We start from the raw sequence: 20,886 nt of genomic DNA on the forward strand, positions 1-20,886 counted from the left end.
CTGAGCGGGCTCCTACACCGCCGCGCCGATGCGCGATCCCTCGTCGAGGGCGCGCTCGAGCTTTTCCGTGTCGCCGGGGCTGAGGCTGAAGTACTTCGCGTCGGGGTGGTGGAACACCAGCGCCGACACCGACCCCTCCGGCTCCATCATGAAGCCGTCGGTGAGATGGACGCCGATCTGCTGCTCGACCTCGAGCAGGCGGAAGAGCGGCGCCTGGTCCTCCAGGCGCGGGCAGGCGGGGTAGCCGAACGAGACGCGGATGCCGCGGTAGCGGACCTTGAACAGGTCCTGGATGGTGGTCCCCGGCGCATCGGGAATGCCCCACATCTCGCGCATCTTCTGGTGCAAGAGCTCGGCGAACGCCTCCGCGCCCTCGAGCGCCAGCACCTGCAGGATGTGCGAGCGCACGTACTCGCCCTCCGCCTTCCACTGCTCGGCCAGCGCGCGCACCCCGGGGCCGACGGTGGTGGCGAACATGCCGACGTAGTCGGGGCGCTCGCCGCGCGGCAGCGTGTAGTCGGCGAGGCACAGTCCCTCGTTCACCGTCTGGCGGCCGAAGTGGAACGAGGTCAGGACCGTGGCGCCGTCCGGCGACAGGATGTGCAGCGTCTCGCCCTCGGAGGCGGCGCGGAAGAACTTGTAGACCGCGGCGGCGCGGATGTCGGGCCGGGCGAGCATGACCTCCTCGACCTCGCGCACCCGCTGCCGCCACTCGAGGGCGCCGCTGTCGCCCCTGGCCAGCGCCTCGACGTACTTCCCCTTGAAGCCCAGGTGACGGTTATAGAGCATCACCGGGTTGATGTAGGGGAAGATCGCGTCGAGATCGTAGTCGCGCAGGACGTGCAGCTTGAGGTCCGGCGGCGTCGGAATGTCGTGATCGCGACGCACCACCGCCGGCGCCACCGGCGCCACCCCGACGCTCGCCGCGGCGCGCTGCTCGGCCTCGGCGCGCAGACTGGCGCCCTCGCGCGCCAGACGCTCCTCCAGGTTCGGGCGCCGCGCCGGATCCATCAACTGGTTGGCCAGGTCGAGCCCGCTCATGGCGTCGCTGGCGTAGGCGACGACGCCCTCGTATTCGGGCGCGATCTTCAGGCGGGTGAAGCGGTTCGACAGCGCCGCGCCGCCGACCAGGATCGGGCAGGAGACGCCGGCGTTGCGCAGGTCCTGCGCCGTCGCGACCATCATCTGCGCCGACTTCACCAGCAGGCCGGAGAGCCCGATGGCGTCGGGCTGGTGCTCCTTGTACGCCTTCACCAGCTCTTCCGGCGGCACCTTGATGCCCAGGTTGACGATGCGGAAGCCGTTGTTGCTGAGGATGATGTCGACCAGATTCTTGCCGATGTCGTGGACGTCGCCCTTGACGGTGGCGAGCACGATGCGACCCTTGAGCGCCGCGTCGCTCTTCTCCATGTGCGGCTCGAGGTGACCGACCGCCGCCTTCATCGCCTCCGCGGACTGCAGCACCTCGGCGACGATCATCTCGTTGTTCGCGAACAGGCGCCCGACCTCGTCCATGCCGGCCATCAGCGGCCCGTTGATGATCTCGAGCGGCGCGCGGTCGCCGAGCGCCTCGTCGAGGTCGGCGTAGAGGCCCTCCTTGGTGCCCTCGAGGATGTAACGGCCGAGGCGCTGGTCGAGCGTCAGATCGCTGCGCTCGACCACCGCCGCGCGCGGCGACTTGGCGCGGAAGTGGGCGCTGAAGGCGGCGATCGGATCGTCGCCGCGCCACCAGATCAGGTCCTCGGCGAGCCGCCGCTCCTCCTCCGGGATCGACGCGTAGCGCTCGAGCTTCTCGGAGTTGACGATCGCCATGTCGAGCCCGGCCTGGACGCAGTGGTAGAGGAACACTGCGTTCAGCACCTCGCGGCCCGCGGCCGGCAGGCCGAACGACACGTTGGAGACGCCGAGGATCGTCTTGCACTGCGGCAGCGCCTGCTTGATCAGGCGGATGCCCTCGATCGTCTCGACGCCGGCGCCGATGTAGTTCCGATCGCCGGTGCCGACCGGGAAGACCAGGGCGTCGATGTACAGGTCCTCGGCCGCCATCCCGTACGCCGTCGTCAGCAGGTCGTGCGAGCGTTGGGCGATGGCGAGCTTGCGCTCGCGGGTGATCGCCTGCGCCTGCTGCTTGTCCTCGTCGATGCAGCCCACGACCAGCGCCGCGCCGTAGCGGCGCGCCAGCGGCACGACGCGGTGGAAGCGCTCCTCGCCGTCCTCGAGGTTGACCGAATTGATCAGCGACTTGCCCTGGGTGCGCTGGAGCGCCGCCTCGATCGCCGCCGCGTCGGTCGAGTCGATCATGATCGGGACCTTGACCTTCTTCACCAGCATCTCGAGGAAGGCCGTCAGGTCCTCGGTCTCGTTGCGGTCGGGATCCTGCAGGCAGACGTCGAGGACGTGCGCGCCGCGGCGCACCTGCAGGCGGCCGACCTCCGAGGCCTCCTCGATCTTGCCCTCGGCGATGAGTTGCTTGAACTTCCGGCTGCCGAGCACGTTGGTGCGCTCGCCGACGATCACCGGCCGCGTGTCCTGGTCGACGACCAGCGTCTCGAGCCCGGAGACGACGCTGCGCCGCGGCGCCGCCGCCCGGCGCGGCGGATACTGGGCGGCGATCGCGGCGATCATGCGGATGTGCTCCGGCGTGGTGCCGCAGCAGCCGCCGATGATGTTGATCCAGCCCGCGGCGCAGAAGCGCTCGATCTTCCTGGCCAGCATCGGCGGCAGCTCGTTGTAGCGCCCCTCCTCGTCCGGCAGGCCGGCATTGGGGAAGCACGAGATCGGGAAGCGCGAGACCTCGGACAGGGTGCGCAGGTGGTCGGTCATGAAGTCGGGGCCGGTGGCGCAGTTGAGGCCGATGGCGAAGAGGTCGCGATGCGCCACCGAGACGTACAGCGACTCGACCGGCTGCCCGGCCAGCATGGTGCCCCAGGTCTCGATCGACACCGACAGCACGATCGGCAGGGTGCGGCCGAGCTCGGCGAAGGCGTCGTCGATGCCGAGCAACGACGCCTTGACGTTCAGCGTGTCCTGCTGGGTCTCGAGGAAGAGCAGGTCGGCGCCGCCCGCCGCCAGGCCGAGGGTCTGCTCGTGATAGGCGCGGCGCACCTGATCGAAGGTGACGTTCTCGGTGATCGAGATGGTGCGCGTGCCCGGGCCCATCGAGCCGGCGACGAAACGCGGCTTCTCCGGCGTCGAATGGGCGTCCGCCATTTCGCGCGCCAGACGGGCGGCCGCTTCGTTGATCGCGAACACCTGGTCCTGCAGCCCGTATTCGGCGAGCACGATGCGGGTGCCGCCGAAGGAGTCGGTCTCGATCAGGTCGGCGCCGGCCTCGAGATAGCCGCGGTGCACCTGCCGGATGGCGTCGGGCCGGCTGAGCACCAGGTGCTCGTTGCAGCCCTCGAGATCCGGGCCGCCGAAGTCGTCGGCGGTGAGATTCAGCGCCTGGAGGGCGGTCCCGGTGGCGCCGTCGAGGACCAGGATGCGCTCCCGGATCGCCTCGTCGAGCGCCTGTCGGCGGCGGTCTGCATCGGTCATAGATCCCGACCTGTAACCCATGCGCCGGGCCAATCCCAGCCATGTTTCACGACCGTCGGCGGCGCTGACGGCGGCTACAGCAGGTCGGCCAGCGTGCGCTCGGCCCACAGCCGGGTCAGGTCGTCGGCGCGGCGGCCAAGGGCCTGGCGCACCCGCGGATCGAGGTGCCCGGGCAGGCCGTTCACCAGCGTCTCGCCGGCGAGCTCGGCGAGGCGGATGCGGTGCGCGTCGCAGCCCAGCACGAAGGTGCCGGCGCGGTCCTCGACCGGCAGCAACCAGCCGCGCGTGATCAGTGGCGCGGCGGCCTCCTGCACGACGCCGAGATCGGTGCGCAGCGCCCGTGCCACCTTCGCCAGCTCGATCCCGTGCCGGCCGGCGGCGAAGGCGTCGGCGGCGCGCAGCAGCAGCTCCAGGGCGAGCGCCTCCTCGCGCTCCGCGCCCGCCGACTGGACCGCGTCCCCGCCGAGCTCGAGCACCGCCGCCAGCTCGGCGCCGGCGAGCACCACCGCCCAGCTCACGTACAGCCACACCAGCGTCACCGGCAACTGCGCCAGCGCGCCGTAGATGGCGTTGTTGCGCGCCACCCCGACCTGCAGGCTGACGTAACCGACCTGCGCGAGGTGCCAGGCGACGCCGGCGAACGCGGCGCCCACCAGCAGCGGTCCCCAGGCCGGGCGTCGATTCGGCATCACGGCGTAGAGCACGGCGATGCCGGCCGTGTTGATGGCGATCGGCGACAGCTCGAGCAGGCGCACGGCAAACCCGCCGAGGTAGCCGTTGTCGAGCATCCACTGCAGCAGCGTGTGCGCCTGGCTGGCGGAGGTGATCGTCGTCGCCGCGAGGAGCAGGAACGGGGTCAGCATGACGACCCCGACGTAGTCCATCACCTTGCGCCAGGCGGTCCGTTGCTGCGCGACGCGCCAGATCAGGTTCAGGCTCGCCTCGACGTTGCCGAGCACGCTGATGACCGTGACGATCAGCGCCGCCGCGCCGAGCGCGCCCAGGGTGCCGAAGTTGGTCTTGTCGATGTAGCCGATGATCAGGTTGACGGTCTCGGCATCGAGCGACAGCCGCGACAGCAGCACCGCTTCGAGGCGCTGCTGGGCGCCGAGCCCCTTGAGGACCGAGAACATCACCGCCAGCAGCGGCACGATGGACAGCAGGGAGGTGTAGGCGAGCGCCGAGGCGCGGACCAGGCACTGATCCATGTAGAAGCGCCAGCCGGCGATGCCGACCAGCCGCACCGGCCCGGGGACGTGGCGGCTGAAGCCGCCGACGCGGTCGCTCGCGCTCATCCGGTCGGCGCCTTACACGCTGGGCGGGCGCTGGTCCATCGCCAGCGCGCCCGTGACGGCGCGGCGGGCGCTCACGCGCCGCGCGGGCGGCGCCCGCCGGCGACCCAGACGCCCGCGGCGTAGGTCAGGAAGGCGAGCGCCGTGCCGAGAAGGGTGGAGGCCGCGACGCCCGCCATGTCGAGGCGCCCGGGATCGAGCGTCCCCAGGCGTTCCACCAGGAGCGCCAGGTCGTCCCCGCGCCAGCGCGCCGGGTCGAACCCCGGCCGCACGGTCGCGACCAGGCGCGAGACGATGATCGATCCGATCTCGTAGTAGTCGCCGGCGAGCGAGATGAACGGCGCCAGCGCCACCGGCAGCGCGGCGCCGAAGAGCAGCGCCTGGCCCCACCCCGCCGGCCGGCGCGCCGCGGCGCGCAGGGCCGGCACGCCGATCAGGATCGTCAGCGCGTACGGCAGGGCATCGGTGAGCAGATAGGTGAGGTCGCTGCCGCGCGTGTCGAAGCCGGTGAGCTGCCCGGCGTAGCGCGAACCGACGGCGACGAACGGGAAGACGCGCTGCAGCCAGGCGGCGCCGTACATGGCGTCGATCTCGAGCCGCGTCACCGTGCCGCCGCCCGCCAGGCAGCCGAGGGCGTGCAGCAGCTCGTGGGCCGGCAGGTAGAGCCACCAGGCGGCGACGGCGGCGGCCGCCGCCGCCAGCGGCGTCGCCCGGGACGGGGCGCGCAACAGCACCTCGAGCCCGGCGAGATAGTCGTCGACCGGCAGGCGGAGCAGCGCCGGGACGCGCACCGTTGCCTACGCCCCGCCGCGGCCGACGAACTCGTCCATCGAGCTGTTGACGCCGAGGACGTTCGCCAGCCAATCGAAGACCCCGACCGGCAGGACGCGCAACAGCGGCAGCAGGTGCACGGCCCAGGGCAACAGCAGGCGCCGCTGCCCGCGCGCGATGGCGCGCACGACGCGGCGCGCCACGTCGTCCTCCTCCAGGATCGGCAGCAGCCACGGGAAGCGCGAGCGCACGCCGCGGAACATGCCGGTGTTGATGTAGAACGGGCAGACCACGGTGGTCAGCACGCCGGGGGCGATCTTGCGCAGCTCGGCGCGCAGCGATTCGTCGAAGCCGGTCGCCGCCCATTTGCTGGCCGCGTAGTCGGCCAGCCGGGCGACGCCGATCAGCCCCGAGGCCGAGGCGATGGTGACGATGTGGCCGCTGCCGCGCGCGATCATCGCCGGCAGGAACGCCTTGCTGGTCCAGAACAGCGCCAGCACGTTGATCGCGAAGGTCGCCTCGATCTTGTCGTCCGGCAGCTCGAGAAAGTCCTTGCCGCTGACGACGCCGGCGTTGTTGACGAGGATGTCGACCGGACCGCCCGCCGCGGCGGTCTCGGCGGCGCGCGCGTAGACCTGGGCGCGATCGGCGACGTCGCAGACGAAGCCGCGGGCGTGGCTGCCCGGCACCGCGGCCAGGTCGTCGACCGTCGCCTGCAGCGCCGCGCCATTGATGTCCCAGATGGTCACCCGCGCCCCGGCCGCGGCCAGCTCGAGGGCCATCAGGCGACCGATGCCGCTCGCGCCGCCGGTGACCAGGGCGTGCCTGCCGGAGATCTCTGCCATGGGATCGAGTCTCTAGCGGATCGCGGCCGCCTGCGCAGCCCGCTGGCGACCGCGGTTTGTCTCTGCGGCGACCGCCGGGCTAGGGTCGACGCGTACACTCGCCGCAACGAGGGGGGAACGATGCTCGAGCAGCGCCTGGCGCGCCACGCGGCGCGCCGCACCTGGGGGACACGTCTGGTCGCGATCGCGACGCTCGCCGCGCTGGCGCGGCCCGCGTCGGCGGAGATCAGCCAGGCCTGCATCGCGGACTGCAACCGCGACGGCACGGTCACGGTCAACGAGCTGATCACCGGCGTGAACATCCTGCTCGGGTCCAGCGAGCTGTCGCAGTGCCCGCGCGCCGATTGCGGCCATCGCGGCGAGGTCTCGGTGAGCTGCCTGGTGCAGGGCGTCACCGCCGCGGTGGCCGGCTGCCTCGGCGTTGCCTCGCCCACCATCGAGGGGCCGGTGACCGGCGGCCGTGGCGCGCCCTTCGTCGCCTCCACCTCCTACGACCCGGGCAGCGTCGGCTACGCGCAGTCGGAGTGGCTGCTGTCCGGCACCGCGCGCTCCTTCCGCGACGACGGCCCGCTCGGGCCGGACGGCCGGTGGTCGGTGCAGGACGGCGATCGCGCCGCCTACAAGACCCGGGTCATCGTCCAACGGCCGATCGATCCCGCCGACTTCAACGGCACCGTCTACGTCGAGTGGCTGAACGTCAGCGGCGGTCTCGATGCCGGGCCCGACTTCGCCAACGCGCACGTCGAGATCATCCGCCAGGGCGCCGCCTGGGTGGGCCTGTCGGCGCAGAAGGTGGGCATCGAAGGCGGCACCGCCGCGGTCGGCGTCATCTCCATCCCGCTCAAGACCTACGACCCACAGCGCTACGGCTCGCTCTCGCATCCCGGCGACAGCTTCTCGTACGACATCTTCTCGCAGGCCGGTCAGGCGATCCGCGATCGCGCCGGCATTGCCGCCCTGGACGACCTGCCGGTGCGCCGCCTGGTCGCGCTCGGCGAGTCGCAGTCCGCCTTCCGCTTCGTCACCTACCTGAACGCCATCCATCGCACGGCGCGCGTCTACGACGGCTACCTGGTGCACAGCCGCGGCGCGATCGGCGCTCCGCTCTCGGAAGCGCCGCAGGCGAACATCCCGGTGCCCGGGACGGTGCCGATCCGTGACGACCTGGACGTGCCGACGCTCATCTTCCAGACCGAGACCGATCTGACCTTCCTCAACTATCACGCGGCGCGCCAGCCCGACGGCGGGCGGGTGCGCACCTGGGAGGTGGCGGGCACGGCGCACGTCGACACCTATACCCTGGTCAACGGCCCCGCCGACATCGGCGACTCGATCGACGCCGCCAGGCTGGTGATCACCAGCGAACCGGTCGCCGGCCTGGTGCGTTGTGGCGCGCCGATCAACTCCGGCCCGCAGCACTTCGTGATCAACGCCGCCGTCGCGGCGCTCGAGCGCTGGGTGCGCGACGGCACCCCGCCGCCGGTGTCGCCGCGGCTCGCGCTCACGGAGGATACGCCGCCCGCGATCGCGCGCGACGCGCGCGGCATCGCGCTCGGCGGCATCCGCACTCCGGCGGTCGACGTGCCCCTGGCGGTCCTCTCCGGCGATCCCCAACCGGGCACGCTCATCTGCGCCCTCTTCGGCTCGACGACGCCGTTCGACGCCGAGACGCTGGCGGCGCTCTACGGCGACACGGCGACCTACGCCGCGGCCGTCGCGGCCTCCACCGCGGCAGCCGTCGAGGCCGGCTTCCTCCTCCCGGCCGACGCCATCCTGATCAACGGCGCCGCGGCCGACACGCCGATCGGCGGCTGAAGCAGCGACGGCGCCCGCTGCCGGGGTCGGACGGCGACCTCGGCAGCGGGCGCGCGGGCTCACTGCCGCAGGTACTCCTGCAACGTCGCCGGATCGTTGGCGGCGGTCAGCGCCGCGTCGCGGGCGATGCGGCCGCCGCGCACCAGGTCGGCGAGGTGGCGCTCCAGTACCAGCATCCCCTCGGCGCCGCCGGCCTGCAGGGCGCTGACCAACTGGGCGGTGCGGTGCTCGCGGATCAGGTTGGCGACGCCGTGGGTGACGCGCAGGATCTCCACCGCCGGCACCACGCCGCCGCCGTCGGCGGTCGCCACCAGGCGCTGCGCCACCACCGCCCGCAGCGCCTCGGCGAGCTGCACTCGCACCTGTCGCTGGCGCTCCGGCGGATAGGTGTCGACGACCCGTTCGATGGCCGAGGGCGCGGTGCGGCTGTGCAGGCTGGCGAACACCAGGTGGCCGGTCTCGGCGGCGGTCAGCGCCAGCGAGATGGTCTCGGGATCGCGCATCTCGCCGATCAGCAGCAGGTCCGGATCCTCGCGCAGCGCATCGCGCAGACCGCTGGCGAAGTCGCGCACGTGGGTGCCGACCTCGCGCTGGCGAACCAGGCCGGCCGGCCGCTGCGGTCGGATGCGGTACTCGATCGGATCCTCGAGGGTCACCAGGACGCGGGCGCGCGCGCGCAGCGCATGTTCGAGGAGCGCCGCCAGGGTCGTGCTCTTGCCGCACCCGGTCGGGCCGCAGGCGATCACCAGGCCGTGCGGCAGCTCGGTGAGGGCGGCGAGCTGCGGCGGCAGATTGAGCGCCGCCAGGTCCGGCGCCTCGCGGCGCAGCAGGCGGATGGCGGCGCACAGGCCCTCGGCGCTGCGGTAGACGTTCACCCGCAGTCGGCCGATCCCCGGCACCTCGAGGGCGCGGTCGACCGAGACCTCGCCCTCGCCTCGTTCGCCGAGGAGCACGGCCGGGTCGCACGGCGGGACGTCGTCGAGCAGCGCCAGCGCGCCGTTGACGCGCATCACCGGCGGCGCGCCGGGGCCGAGGTGGACGTCGGAGGCGCCGCGCGCCTGGGCGCGCGACAGCACCGCGTACAGAGCCGGCGGCACGGCGCCGATCACCGCCTCGGCTTCGTTGTCCATCGCCGCGGCGCCCTCGTCGATGGCGCGCCGGAAGGCGACCTCCAGCGGCCCGCCGTCGCGCTGCGTGAGGTGCACGGCAAAGGTTCCCAGCTCGGCGCTGCGATAGGCGCGCGTCACCTGCCCGCCGCGCGCCAGCTCGCCGGCGCTGGCGCGCCACAGGTCGTCGAGCAGATGGCGGATGCCGTCGGCGGACATCACCGGCATGGTCAGCGACAGCTCGCTCGCGCCGGCGAACATGCGCGGGCGCTGCTTGGCGACCAGGCGCAGCTCGTCGCCGCCCTGCTGGACCAGGATGCCGAGCAGACTGTCGAGGGCGCGCATCGTCTCGCGACCTTGCCTGCCGGCGCCCTCGTGGGCAAGGAATCGCGCCCTGCGCGGCGCCTCGACGGGTTCGGCGCCAGTGGTGCCTGCGCGTCCGCATGTGGTCGCGATTTCCGCTGGGCCGGCCGCCGCCGCGCTGCTAGTCTCGCCGCGTGCGCTCCCGGCTCGCCACCGTCGTCACCGCCCTCGCCCTCGCCGGCCGGCTCGCCGGGCCGGCGCTCGCCGACGACCTCGGCGGCGTCAACGCCGCGACCGCCGACGCGGTACAGGCGCTGCAGCAACGCATCGTCTCCGATCCCGAGATGGCGGCGTCGATCCGCGACCTGCGCGACGATCCCCAGGTGCAGGCGCTGCTCGCCGATCCCGCCATCACCGCCGCCCTCGCCCGCGGCGACATGGCGGCGCTGCTGAGCGACCCCAAGATCCGCGCCCTGGCCGACGACCCCGCGGTGCAGCGGATCACCCGCCAGGTCGCGCGCTGAGCCGCCGCCCTCGCGTCCGCCTGGTCCGCCCGCCGTGTCAGCCCGTGCAGCGGCGGCGGATCTCCTGCAGCAGCTCGCCGATCTCACCCGTCTTCTCGACGTAGGCGACGCCGAGCGACTCGGCGACCGCCTTCAGATCGGGCGCCGCCGAGTAGCAGACCACCGGGATCGCGCGCACCGCCTCGTCGTCGTCCGCGAGCTGGGCGCGGCGGAACATCTGCCCATCCATCTCGGGCATCGTCAGGTCGAGCACCACGACGCGCGGCCGGGCGGCGCGCAGCTTCGCCAGCCCCTCCCGCCCGTCCGCCGCCGTTTCGACGTTGAACCCGGCCGTCGACAGCATGAAGCCCAGCACCTCGCGCACGTCATTGTCGTCGTCGACGATCAGCACCGGCCGGCCCCTGCGCTGCATGCGATCAGCATGGCAGAGCCGGTCCGGGTGGCAAACACCCACCACCCGAATTGCCAGCGTCGGAGCCCGAACCGATCGCGTTGCCAGGAATCGGAGAAGCGACCGCCCGCGCAGACGCCGGACGCCACGCCGCCGCGCTGGCGCCACAGCAGCCCGAGCAGCCGAAAAACAATGCCGGGGGCGGGAATCGAACCCGCACAGCGGTTACGCGCCAAGGGATTTCAAGCCGGCGGTCGAACTCACGGAGCCCTTGAAAGACAAAGCCTTTCAAGGGCATTCGTGTTTCTGAACTTAGGTGGAATTGGGTGACAGTGCGGTTATAGCCTTGGAGGAGTAGTGATGGGTGCGATCGACGAGGGGATTTCTGCGATCCGGGCGACGATCGCTGCGGTCAAGAAGGTGTCAAGAAGGTTCGCAAACTCACGAGGCGTTGATCGAGCAGTCGTTGAGCTGCAGAGCGCCATCAACGATGCGCGCGAGATGGCTGAGGATTTGCGATCCGAGACAATCGCTCTCTTGGCGCGGATCCGGGAGCTTGAAGAGCGCGCCGACTTTCGGGCCCGGATGGTTCATGATGATCGGGGGATTCTGCTGAAGGATCCGCCGCAAGGCTATGCGGAGGGGCCGTACTGTTCGGCCTGCTGGGAAGTGCGGAGGAACCTCGTTCTCCTCACCGACCTCGGAAGCCGCAACTATGCGGGGCCATGGGCTTGTCCCGAGTGCCACCAGGACGTGGCGAAGCCCCGTTGACAAACTGGTTATGGCCTGACGGCGAGTGCCACGCTGCATCTACTGCCGGGCTGCTACAACCGGTTACGAACGGTCGGTCGAACATCCGTTTCCCGAAGCGCTCGGCTGGCCGCATCCGTTGCGCCGTGGAGATGCCTGCGACGGCTGTGACCGAGGTGTCGGGAAGCGATCGCTGGTTCTACTTCCAACCTCAAGGCGACCGGCTGCGACCCTGATCAGTTCCAGGGTCCGCCGCATCCGCGGCAAGGCAGCCCAAGTAGCCGAAAAGTAAGTGCCGGGGGAGAGGATCGAACTCTCACGGCGGTTGCCCGCCAAGGGATTTTAAGTCCCTTGTGTCTGCCAGTTTCACCACCCCGGCGTGCAAGGAAATCAGCTACTTGGCGCGCCCCGCGCGAGCCGTTTTCGGCTCAGAATGGCCAATTGTGCCCAGATTGTGCCCGCCGCTCAACCGCGCCGCTTCGTCTTGCTGGTAGCGGTCGAGCCGTTCGGTGGCCTCGATCAGGTCCGCCTCGGCGGTGATGTTGTACCGCGTGAAAATCGACTCCGTCTTGTGCCCGGTGAACGCGCGCGCGACCGTCTGATGCACGCCAGCGCGGATCAGGTTGCGCGCCGCCGAACGGCGGAAGTCGTGCGGCGTGCGGTGCGCCTTGATGCGGCCCGTCGCATCCTTCGTCGCCAGGCCGGCCTTGAGACAGGCGCGCCGCCAGGCGTCGTAGTAGTCGACCAGCGGCTTGCCGTTGCGGTGAAAGACGTGCTGACACAGCGCGCCGCGGTCGCGGTTGACGGCATCGGTATAGGCGCGCTGCGCCTCGAGGAGCGCGCCCACCTCGGCGGTGAAGCGGATGACTCGGCCCTCATCGTTCTTCGTGGTGCCGGCATCCAGGCGGATCGTCTGCGCCTCGAAGTCGACGTGTCGCCACTGGAGCGCCTTCACCTCGCCGCTGCGCCAGCCGGTGAGGTACAGAAAGCGGAAGAACGCGACCAGCGGAGCCTGCAGGTGCGCGCACACCGCCTCGAGCTGTGGGCGGGTGAAGAACCCGCTACGGACGTTGCGTTCCGGCAGCTTCTCGATCGCGGGCGCCTGGTCGACCAGCCGTGCCTTGCGCCCCAGCTTGAACGCACGAGAGAGAATCGCCAGCTCGCGGTTGATGGTCGCCGGCTTCGCCGGCCGCTTCGCCTGCTGGCGGCGAATGATGTACTCGCCCACGGTCTCCGACGTGACGAACGCGGCGAACCGGTGCCCGAAGAACGGCAGCAAGTGCTTCCGCAGGCGTTCGCGCGTCTTGCCGACGCTCTTGCGCTGCTTCACCTCGTAGTCGGTGAGCACCAGGTCAAAGAGCCGGCTGACCTTGCAGCGGTTGAGCTGCAGGTTGATTGTGCGGCCCTCTTCGACGGCGGCATTACGCTTGAGCAGCAGCTTTTCCGCCGCCAGCCGCTCGGCGCTGCCGGTGCTCTCGCGCAGGACGCGGCCGTGCTGGCGGTACTTCACCCACCAGACACCGCCACGCTGGTAGATTGATCCCGTGAGCCCGTCGACCTTCATTATCCCCTCCCCTTCCGCCGCGCCGGCTTTGGCACGGCCGTCGGCGGCGGCGTGCAGGTCCAGCCGCGCAACCGCAGCGCGTCCGCCAGCTCCTCGGAAGTGGCCACGGTCACGCCGTGCTTCATCGACGTCCGCACGAGGTCGATGACCATGCTCGCCAGATCGTCCTTGATGTTGTCGGTTGGCGTCGCCATCACGCACCCGCCTTTCCGGCGACCCGCTGCCGCCACGCGATGTACTCCTCGATGTCCTCTTCCCGCGTGTTGCGCGTCATGCCCTCGGCGAGGATCGACGCGATGAACAAGGCCGGCACGCCCAAGCGCTTGCCCAGCTCGCGCTCGTCCTCGGTCTGGAGCTCGAGCCCGTTACACAGGTACTCGGGCAACGGCTCGTCGAGCGCCCGAATGGTGTCCGCAATCGCGTGAATGCGGATGCCCTCCGGTGTGTCGGTCGGGATCGCCGGCAGCTCCGGTGCTGCGCCCGCTGTCGTCGGTGTGCGTCTCCTCGCCATCTCTCCTCCGTTGGCCCGTGGCCGGTTGTGTGTATGGCGAGTGTATACACCGCTTGCCAACAGCCGTGCAACCGGAATAGGATGACCACACAGGCGGCGGACAGTCGCCAGTGAGGAGGCAGTATGGTACGCAGCGCCGCAGTTCGGGTGGGGAGGTTCGAGGAGATGGCAGAAGGAACGCGTCGAGGTGTGCCGGTATCGGTCCGCATCCCGCCGGAGCTGGCCCGCCGCCTGGATCGTCTCGTGCCGAAGCTGGCGAAGAACCAGTCACTAACGACGCTTGGCATCATCACGAAGTCGTCTGTCGTAAAGTTGGCGCTGCTGCGCGGCGTCGAGGCGCTGGAAGCGGAGTACAGCAAGTAGCTTACAGAATGGGGCTTATGCTCGCCTTCCTGTTCGTCGTCGCACTCCAGGCCGGCTGGCGCTTCGCACATGGATACAGAGATCGACTTACGCTTCGTCGGCTCCTACTCGATACGACTGCGTACTTCGTTGGCTTCTATAGCGGGGCCGCGACCATCTACATGTGGGAATACTTCGACTTCCACGGTGTGTGGCAATACTTGCACTCCTCGGGTCACTGACCGCATACACCGTCACCGCCCCCAGCGCCGCCCCGCACAGCGCACACGGCTGCTCCAGGTCGCCAGCCAGCGGCACGCCCGGCCGGCTATAGCGATAGCGGCAGCGCGAGCACGCCACGGTGAACCAGCGCCGGTCCGGCTCGCGTAACGGTGTGACGTGTGGCGTAACGGGTAACATCGTCACAGCTCCCGCACGTCCGGCACCCGCTGCCGATCGCGCCAGACGTGGATCAGTCGCCGGCAATTCGGCGGCACGCGGAACGCGGCCAGCGCCTCTCGCTCAGCCGGCGGCGGCGGCCGGTTGGTCTTGCACTGAACGAGAACCACGTCCGTCGACCCAATCCCGATAAGGTCCCACGCGCCCAGCGAGCCCGCGGCGCGCGTGACGGCGTAGCCGGCCGCCTCCAGCAGCACGCGGCTGCGGTGCTCGTTGCGCGTTCCCTTCGCTTTCGCGTTCTGAATCGCCATCTCAGAAGCCCGTCAGCCGCGCCACGCCGCGGAAACCCTCCCGGCGCCCGCCCGCCAGGTACGCGGCCATCGCGACCGCATTGGCGCGGTCATCGTGCGCGCCCGGCCGATGGTCGACACGGTCCTTGCCGCCGAACCCGCGTTTGCGCTCCAGGCCGCGCAGCTCGCGCAGCAACACCGGCTCCTGCGGCACCGTGATCGTGCCGGAGAGCACGCGCGGCAGAAACTCCAGGTACAGCGCCGAGCGGTCCAACTCGCTCGGGATCAGCGCCGCGCCGGCCCGCTCCGCGGCCCGCTGCGGGAACTGCGCGCCGTAGCGGTCCGCTGTGATGCGGTGGCACCCGTAGCGGCGGGCGAAGTCGACCAGCTCGGCCATGACCGTCTCGGGATTGTGGGGCGCGGGCCAGGCGCGCACCGCCGCCACCACGACCCGATCGCCGTCGCGGTACGCCACCGCCGCCGCGGTCGCATCGCGCTGTCCGCCCGACACGTCCGCGCCGCAGACGTACGTCACGCCGTCTCGCGGCGGCTGCTCGCGCCAGTCGGCCACGCAGGCGTCGAGCGCCTCGGGATCGAGCAGCGTCGCCAGCCCGGCCCGGAACTCGCCCAGCACCTCCGAGCGGTAGGCGTCGGGATCGTCGTCCCGCATCCGCTCGAGGTAGTCGGCTGGCAAGCCGTCGTGCATCGTCGTCGCCGACGCCTGCCAGACCAGTGTCGCCGAGTCCTCGCGGCCGAAGTGCCGGCGATGCAGCTCCCACAGCGCGCCCGCCTGCCCATACGGCGACGACAGCACCAGCAGCCGCCCGCCCGTGGTCGCCAGCGCCGGCGTCAGCGCCCGCAGCATCTCGACGTCCACGGGGTTGCCGTCGCTGGCCCTGTAGAACGCCAGCTCATCGGCAACGGCAACCAGCGCCCGGATGCCGCGCACCGCCGCCGGCCGGCAGGGATAGACGCCGATCGTCACGCCGTTGGCCAGCGTGAGCGCGTCCGCGGTGCGGCCAGTCACCATCCGCGCCAGCATCGGCACGCGCTCGAACGCCTGGCAGATGTAGCGGAACGCCGCGCGCATCGAGCCGCGCATGTCCTGCGCGACCAGCACCGCGTAGGTGCCGTCCGCGCTGCCGTCCGCCGGCGCGGTGGCGGCGGTGTAGATCACGACGTCGCCGGCCGTCTGTGTCTTGCCGGATTGGCGGCCGGTGATGACCGCACCCGCCGGATAGCCGCCGGCCCGCGGCTGCTCGCGGCCCGTGCAGGCGCGGAAGAGCGCCAGCCCGTTGTCGTCGAGCGGCAGGCCGTAGAGTGCCCGCAACCATGCATCCCACGCGCGCTGCGTCGCTGGGCGCCGCATGTGCGGCAGGCGCCCAAGTAGCTGCGGGTCGTGGCGGAAGTCGATGATGTCCACCGGGACGCGGCCCCGTCACATGCCGCGCGCCGGCATGAACCCATGGCGCGGCCGCCCGGTGCCGGCCGCACCGGCGAGGATGTCGCGCGCCTGGTCCTTGCTCAGCTCGCCCGCCTCGACGCGGCGGGCGACGTCCGCGCACAGGTCCTCGGCCACGCCGTCGTCGGCGGTGCCGGCGAGAATGGCGTCGAGCGTCTGGCGGGCCGCGCGCTCCACGCGCAGCAACTCGTCGTGCTCGACGCGCCAGCGCGTCAGGTCCCCAGCATCGGCGGCGGACGCCGAGCGGATGCGGTCCGCCAGCGCCGTACGGCGCGCCGCCGCCCGCCTGAGCGGCTCAGCGGCCGAGTCCGCAGCCGCGGCGTGTGCCCGATCGCGGAGCTGCCGCGCCTGGTCGGGCGCGGCGGCGGCGAGCGCATCCATCAGGCGGCGGTGCCGGTCACGCAAGGTGGTGATGATGTCGGTCATGATGAATCTCCAGCTCCTCCTGTCGGTGGTGTGAACCGGGCACCGCCGGACGCGCGCCGGGAGGAGTCGGACGCGACGCCGGCGGGCCGGCCTGCCGGGGGTCGGCAAGGGTCAGTGCATCGCCTCCCGAGCATCGAGGCGCGACATCACGCAGTTCGATTATCTTGGTGGTCGGTCAAGGCGTCGCCCACGGCCGCCAGCCGTCGACGCAAGTGCCACCGCTCGGCGTCCACGGCGTCGAGGTCCCAGAGCGGCCAGGCGAGGCGCTCGGCGTGCGTCATCGGCGGTCCTCGCCGTAGGCGTGCCGCCCGCAGGCGCAGCGCCAGTCCGCCAGCAGCCGGCCCAGCTGCCGCTCACTGGCGGCGCGCAGCACCTCGCGCGTGTGGCCCGGGCCGAGCTGGCCGCAGGAGGCGCCGGCGATCGGCAGCGCCACGCCACACTCCGGGCGCCACACGCGCAGCGGCGGGCCATCGTACGGGCTAGCAGGGCGCGGATGCGATGGGTCAGTCATCGAGGTCTCCCTCGAGCAGCCCGGCGGCGATCAGCTGGTCGCGCAGGCTGCCGTGCTGCGTCGCCACCGGCTGGCGATCGCGCTGCTGCTGCTCGCGGCGGCGGCGCACCTCGGCACTGATCGCGCTGCCGAGCGCCTGCGCGGCCCGGCGCTCGCGGTCGGATGCCCAGCGGCGGCCGGCGCGGCTCATCGGTCGGCCCTCGGGTGCGCGAAATCGGCCGGGCAAGGGGTAGACCCCACCCCGGCCGAAATCTGTGGACAAGACGTAGGAACGGCGGGCATTTTTCGGCGGCGCGTGGCGCGGCTGGTGCGCGTGTACGCCAACTCGCGGGCATACCAGTCGAGCACGCACCGGAACGGGATCACCACCGCGCCGTGGCGGTCGTGGCGATCGAGCACGCGGGCGAAGAACTCGCCGGGCTGGTCGATCCGGCCGCGGAACTGCCGCGTCAGGAAATCGAGCGACCAGCCGTAGCGCCGGGCGGCGCGGGCGAAGTCGCGGCACGTCACCGCCGCGGGCACCGGCAGGCGCGGGCGAGCATGGCAGGCACGGGCCGGTAGGCCGGTGTGGCAGAGGCACTCGAGGATGGCGTCGATCATGCGGGATCGTCTCCTGTGGTGTCGGCGGACACCTCGGCGTCGACCACGGCCGTCTCGCCGGGGCGGCCGGGCGCCGCGCACTGCTGCCGGTGCATGATGTACTCGCTGTGCGCGAATCGGCCGTCACACGTCGGGCACTGCGCGATGGCCTGCTCGATGCGGTCGGGACGCAGGCCGAGCGCCTGCAGCATCCGCGAGAGCGACTGGGCGTGCGTCACGTACCCGCGGCGCAGGATGGGCAGCAGCTCGCCCGCGTCGTCGACCAGGCGGTCGGCCTGCCCAAACACATGCCCCTCGATGGTCGAGCAGATGAGCGCAGCCGCCGCGCAGCGGTCGATGAGGAGTCTCTCGCGCGCCGTCAGCCGATCGTACCCGCCGGCATCGGCGGCGAGGTCCTGGCGCAGGTCGGCGAGCGCCCGAGCAATCCAGGTCCGCTGGTCGAGACTGCCGGCGGCGAGGTGGCGGGCGAGCGAGCGGGCACCGCTCTTGAGCGGCGTGCCGGCGCGGCGGGGCCCATGCCGACGACGATCAGTCACGGGATGCCTCCCGCCACTGGTCGACGAGGCGATGCAGGTCCTGCACGTCCAGTAAGCAGCGGCGGACGTGGGCGCCGGCAGCGCCGCGCCGGTGCTGGCGCAGCGTCACCGGCCGCGGCACCCGCACGGGCACCAGGGCACCAGACTCAACGAACTGTCGGACAAGGTCGACGCAGACGCCGAGTATCACCGCCCCATCGGCGATGGAGACCAGACGCGGCTGCAGCAAGCGAACCGCGGTGCAGTCTGAGTCCCGTGTGGGCGCGCGTCGGCCATGCGGCACAACGGCCGGCGAGCCCTGTGCCCGCGCTGTGCCCGCAGAATGGTCCCGAATGACGGTCACGCGGGCACCTCCGAGGCGATGCGCGAAGCATCGGCGGCCCCAGGGTCGCCGGTCGCGGGCCCCCCAGGGTCGCCGGTCGCGGGCCGCTCATCCGCCACCCGATCCCGCACCGCGAGCAGCTCACCCACCGTCACCCGTCCACACCACCGCCGCCAGCCCGTCTCGCCCTCGATGGTCTCACCGGCCACCTCGAGCGCCGGCCAGCCGCGGCGCGCGAGCCAGAAGAGCGCGGAGGAGAGGTCGGACCAGCGCGGGCGGTCGGTAGGATCGAGCGGACGCGGCGCCAGGAACGCGACTCGCGCCGGCGGCCGGCGCACCTCAGAATCGACGAAACCAGCCTGTGGATAACTTTCACGCTGATCCGCAGCTGCGGATCGCTCTGATCCGCGCCGTGATCCGCAATCGTGATCCGCAGGACCACGAGAAAACGTAGCATCGACAAGGGCCAGCAGCTCGGCTGATCCGCGCGTGATCCGCTGATCCGATCCGGCGGAGCCTCCGTGATCCGCTGATCCACCCTCTATAGGGTGGATCACGGATCGCTGGATCACGGATCGCTCAGTCATCGGTGTCCCCGTGGAGTAGTCCGGCAGCCTCGGCGAGGCGTCGATGGCGGGCGACGGTGGCGACGCCGACACCCAGCTCGGCGGCGATCTGGCGGTGGGTCATGCCGTCGCGCACCATGGTCGCCACGCGCTCAGTCAGGCAGTCATCGAGTGAGCGGGAGGCCCACACGAGCCCGCCGCGGCCGTCGTCGGAGAGCGACACCTCGATGGTGCGTGCGTCGTCGCCGTGCACGCCGCGCCCCTTCTCGAGCGCCAGCTCGACCCGTGCGCCCTGCTCGGCGCGGTAGTCGCGCGGGCGGCGGAGCGCGAGCACGGTGTCCAGGACGTCCTCGCGCCGTGACGTACCGCGCTGCTGGCCACCCTTGCCGGCGTGGTGCACGAGCAGGACAGTGCGGCCGGCGCGGCGCTGGGCGAGCGCCCAGCGCTGCAGCGGCAGCCACTCGTCGGCCTCGCTCTCGGCGGCGCTGGTCAGCGTCGAGATGCTATCCGCGACGATGACGTCGACGCCGTCGAGGTGCGGCGCGATGGCGCGCTGGCCCTCGGGGCGGGCGAGGTCGGGCAGCGGGCCCGGCTGCAGGTCCGGCGTGATGATCCGCAGCATGTCCGGGTCGGGCGCGATCCGCGCGCCGCGGATGAGCTGGCGCAGGCGGTCGCGCATCGTGACGGCCGGCATCTCGCCATCGATGTAGAGTACGCGGCGCGGCTGCGGCGCGGACCAGCGCAGGAGTGCGCTGCCTGTCGCGATCGCGAGCGCGACCGATAGCGTCAGGTAGGTCTTGCCGGCCCCGCGGGGGCCGTAGAGCATGGCGAGGCCCTGCGTCGGCAGGACCGGCGCCAGGACCATCTCGCGCGGCGCGAGGTCGAGCGTCAGCAGCTCGGCGACCGTGATGACGCGCAGCCCCGGCGTCGCGGCATCCTCGGACTCGCGCAGGCCGAGCCACTCCCGCAGCCGCGCCACCACCGCCTCGCCATCGGCGAGCAGCTCGGCGAGCCGCGGCCCGCCCGTCGCGCGGTCGCCCGCGGCGATGGCGTCCGCCGTGTCGCGGACGGCGCGCACGCGGTCAGCCACCTCGGCGTCGCCAGCGACGCGGGCGAGCACCGCCATGAGCCGCTCGGCGTCCTCGGCCGCCATGCCGCCGCGCAGCAGCAGCCCCGCGAGCGCCATGGCGGCGTCGTGGCGGGCACCGGCGGGCCAGCGGCGGGCGAGCATCGCGACGGCGGCGCACTGCCGCACGGCGCCCTGGAGGTCAGCCACGGCGACGTGCGCCGGCTCGCCGTCGCTGTGCCACGTGATCGCCTCGCCGGACGGGTGCGTCGACGGCGGCACGACGGTCTGACCGCCGGTCGACCGCAGCTCGATCAGCGTAACCGGACGGCCCTGCGCGTCGTGGGCGGTGGGGTCGCGTAGCCGCTCGGTCTGCGCCGGCGGCGCGTCGAGGCGGTACCAGGCGTGGGACTGGGGCGATGACGCGCGGCCATGCCGCAGGTCGGTCGCGGGGCCGAGCAGCGGCCATGCGGCCCGCGTATACGGGTCGTCTAGATCGACGTCGACGAGCCCGCCAGACGGCGCGCCGCAGAGGATGCCGATGCCGCCGGCGTCCCGCATCTCGCGGTCGAGGTCGTCGCCGCGCAGCCGCTGCCGCTGCCAGCCGCGCAGGGTCGGCGCCTTGCTGCGCTGCGGCAGCGGCACGACCGACCAGCCGCGAGCGACGTACTCGCGAGCCGCGACGAGGATGGCGCTCGGCGCCTCGGCGCGGGCGGTGGCAGCAGTCACGCGACCGCTCCCTGCCGGGCGGCCAGCCAGGCGCGCACGTCAGCCAGCCGGTAGCGCACACATCGCGCCGTCAGGTGCACGGCCGGCGGTGCGATGCCGCGTCGCTGCCACGCGTCGAGGGTGCGCGGCGCGATGCCGAGTGTCAGGCACAGCTCGGCGCGCGAGATGAGACGGTCAGCGTCGGGGTCGGTATGCGTCACGGTGCGTGCACGGTAGCGCGCACGCCGG

24 protein-coding genes and 1 tRNA gene are annotated in these 20,886 nt (G+C 71.8%); 4 read left to right on the plus strand and 21 right to left on the minus strand.

Going from position 1 to position 20,886, the window contains the following annotated elements; all coding sequences use genetic code 11:
* Positions 1-12 precede the first annotated feature (12 nt).
* The 4 genes from metH to KF840_22985 form a co-directional block, all read right to left on the minus strand.
* Positions 13-3,558: a methionine synthase gene (gene metH / locus KF840_22970; protein MBX3027768.1), complete on the minus strand. Its 3,546-nt coding sequence runs from the start codon at positions 3,556-3,558 to the stop codon at positions 13-15.
* 53 nt (positions 3,559-3,611) lie between these two features.
* A complete protein-coding gene (locus tag KF840_22975) occupies positions 3,612-4,832 on the minus strand; it encodes a YihY/virulence factor BrkB family protein (GenBank protein ID MBX3027769.1) in 1,221 nt (406 codons plus the stop codon).
* Between the two features lie 71 nt (positions 4,833-4,903).
* A complete protein-coding gene (locus KF840_22980) occupies positions 4,904-5,620 on the minus strand; it encodes a hypothetical protein (protein MBX3027770.1) in 717 nt (238 codons plus the stop codon).
* Between the two features lie 6 nt (positions 5,621-5,626).
* Positions 5,627-6,445 carry an SDR family oxidoreductase gene (locus KF840_22985; protein ID MBX3027771.1) on the minus strand — a complete coding sequence of 273 codons (819 nt, stop codon included), beginning with the start codon at positions 6,443-6,445 and terminating at the stop codon, positions 5,627-5,629.
* Positions 6,446-6,892: 447 nt separating this feature from the next.
* Here KF840_22985 and KF840_22990 point away from each other — a divergent pair, with 447 nt between their 5' ends.
* Positions 6,893-8,260 (plus strand): hypothetical protein, encoded by a 1,368-nt coding sequence (locus tag KF840_22990; protein MBX3027772.1) that lies wholly within the window; start codon positions 6,893-6,895, stop codon positions 8,258-8,260.
* A gap of 59 nt (positions 8,261-8,319) precedes the next feature.
* On the opposite strand, the gene KF840_22995 is transcribed toward KF840_22990, so the two are convergent.
* Complete coding sequence (locus KF840_22995) at positions 8,320-9,711, minus strand: PilT/PilU family type 4a pilus ATPase (protein ID MBX3027773.1); 1,392 nt, start codon at positions 9,709-9,711, stop codon at positions 8,320-8,322.
* Positions 9,712-9,863: 152 nt separating this feature from the next.
* On the opposite strand from KF840_22995, the gene KF840_23000 reads away from it, so the two are divergent.
* Positions 9,864-10,193: a hypothetical protein gene (locus KF840_23000; protein MBX3027774.1), complete on the plus strand. Its 330-nt coding sequence runs from the start codon at positions 9,864-9,866 to the stop codon at positions 10,191-10,193.
* 37 nt (positions 10,194-10,230) lie between these two features.
* On the opposite strand, the gene KF840_23005 is transcribed toward KF840_23000, so the two are convergent.
* Positions 10,231-10,605: a response regulator gene (locus KF840_23005; protein MBX3027775.1), complete on the minus strand. Its 375-nt coding sequence runs from the start codon at positions 10,603-10,605 to the stop codon at positions 10,231-10,233.
* Between the two features lie 339 nt (positions 10,606-10,944).
* Between KF840_23005 and KF840_23010 the strand changes: the two genes are divergently transcribed.
* Positions 10,945-11,355, plus strand: a complete 411-nt coding sequence (locus tag KF840_23010) for a hypothetical protein (protein MBX3027776.1) — start codon at positions 10,945-10,947, stop codon at positions 11,353-11,355.
* Between the two features lie 272 nt (positions 11,356-11,627).
* On the opposite strand, the gene KF840_23015 is transcribed toward KF840_23010, so the two are convergent.
* From KF840_23015 to KF840_23030, 4 genes are all read right to left on the minus strand, one after another.
* Positions 11,628-11,713: transfer RNA gene (locus KF840_23015), tRNA-Leu, on the minus strand.
* A gap of 15 nt (positions 11,714-11,728) precedes the next feature.
* Positions 11,729-12,898, minus strand: coding sequence for a tyrosine-type recombinase/integrase (locus KF840_23020; protein ID MBX3027777.1), 1,170 nt, complete (start codon positions 12,896-12,898; stop codon positions 11,729-11,731).
* Positions 12,898-13,092, minus strand: coding sequence for a hypothetical protein (locus KF840_23025; protein ID MBX3027778.1), 195 nt, complete (start codon positions 13,090-13,092; stop codon positions 12,898-12,900). Before KF840_23025 ends, KF840_23020 begins: the two co-directional genes overlap by 1 nt.
* Positions 13,092-13,409, minus strand: coding sequence for a hypothetical protein (locus KF840_23030; GenBank protein ID MBX3027779.1), 318 nt, complete (start codon positions 13,407-13,409; stop codon positions 13,092-13,094). Before KF840_23030 ends, KF840_23025 begins: the two co-directional genes overlap by 1 nt.
* Before the next feature lie 123 nt (positions 13,410-13,532).
* Between KF840_23030 and KF840_23035 the strand changes: the two genes are divergently transcribed.
* The gene (locus KF840_23035; GenBank protein MBX3027780.1) at positions 13,533-13,772 is read left to right on the plus strand and encodes a hypothetical protein; all 240 of its coding nucleotides are present in this window, start codon (positions 13,533-13,535) and stop codon (positions 13,770-13,772) included.
* 401 nt (positions 13,773-14,173) lie between these two features.
* Here KF840_23035 and KF840_23040 read toward each other — a convergent pair whose 3' ends face one another.
* The 11 genes from KF840_23040 to KF840_23090 form a co-directional block, all read right to left on the minus strand.
* Positions 14,174-14,461 (minus strand): hypothetical protein, encoded by a 288-nt coding sequence (locus KF840_23040; GenBank protein ID MBX3027781.1) that lies wholly within the window; start codon positions 14,459-14,461, stop codon positions 14,174-14,176.
* Position 14,462: 1 nt separating this feature from the next.
* The gene (locus KF840_23045; GenBank protein ID MBX3027782.1) at positions 14,463-15,770 is read right to left on the minus strand and encodes a hypothetical protein; all 1,308 of its coding nucleotides are present in this window, start codon (positions 15,768-15,770) and stop codon (positions 14,463-14,465) included.
* 108 nt (positions 15,771-15,878) lie between these two features.
* Entirely contained in the window at positions 15,879-16,328 is a 450-nt protein-coding gene (locus KF840_23050) for a hypothetical protein (GenBank protein ID MBX3027783.1), read from the minus strand.
* A 277-nt stretch (positions 16,329-16,605) separates the two neighbouring features.
* Positions 16,606-16,839, minus strand: coding sequence for a hypothetical protein (locus tag KF840_23055; protein ID MBX3027784.1), 234 nt, complete (start codon positions 16,837-16,839; stop codon positions 16,606-16,608).
* Positions 16,832-17,029, minus strand: a complete 198-nt coding sequence (locus tag KF840_23060; protein MBX3027785.1) for a hypothetical protein — start codon at positions 17,027-17,029, stop codon at positions 16,832-16,834. Before KF840_23060 ends, KF840_23055 begins: the two co-directional genes overlap by 8 nt.
* Positions 17,026-17,439, minus strand: a complete 414-nt coding sequence (locus KF840_23065; protein ID MBX3027786.1) for a hypothetical protein — start codon at positions 17,437-17,439, stop codon at positions 17,026-17,028. Before KF840_23065 ends, KF840_23060 begins: the two co-directional genes overlap by 4 nt.
* Positions 17,436-17,975: a hypothetical protein gene (locus KF840_23070; GenBank protein MBX3027787.1), complete on the minus strand. Its 540-nt coding sequence runs from the start codon at positions 17,973-17,975 to the stop codon at positions 17,436-17,438. The genes KF840_23065 and KF840_23070 overlap by 4 nt, the downstream gene beginning before the upstream one ends.
* A complete protein-coding gene (locus KF840_23075) occupies positions 17,968-18,204 on the minus strand; it encodes a hypothetical protein (protein ID MBX3027788.1) in 237 nt (78 codons plus the stop codon). The genes KF840_23070 and KF840_23075 overlap by 8 nt, the downstream gene beginning before the upstream one ends.
* Positions 18,205-18,314: 110 nt before the next feature.
* Positions 18,315-18,635: a hypothetical protein gene (locus KF840_23080; GenBank protein ID MBX3027789.1), complete on the minus strand. Its 321-nt coding sequence runs from the start codon at positions 18,633-18,635 to the stop codon at positions 18,315-18,317.
* Between the two features lie 241 nt (positions 18,636-18,876).
* Complete coding sequence (locus KF840_23085) at positions 18,877-20,658, minus strand: AAA family ATPase (GenBank protein MBX3027790.1); 1,782 nt, start codon at positions 20,656-20,658, stop codon at positions 18,877-18,879.
* Positions 20,655-20,825 (minus strand): AlpA family phage regulatory protein, encoded by a 171-nt coding sequence (locus KF840_23090; protein MBX3027791.1) that lies wholly within the window; start codon positions 20,823-20,825, stop codon positions 20,655-20,657. The genes KF840_23085 and KF840_23090 overlap by 4 nt, the downstream gene beginning before the upstream one ends.
* Between the last annotated feature and the right edge of the window lie 61 nt (positions 20,826-20,886).

It is taken from the genome of bacterium, assembly GCA_019637795.1.
Lineage (GTDB): Bacteria > Desulfobacterota > Binatia > HRBIN30 > CADEER01 > JAHBUY01.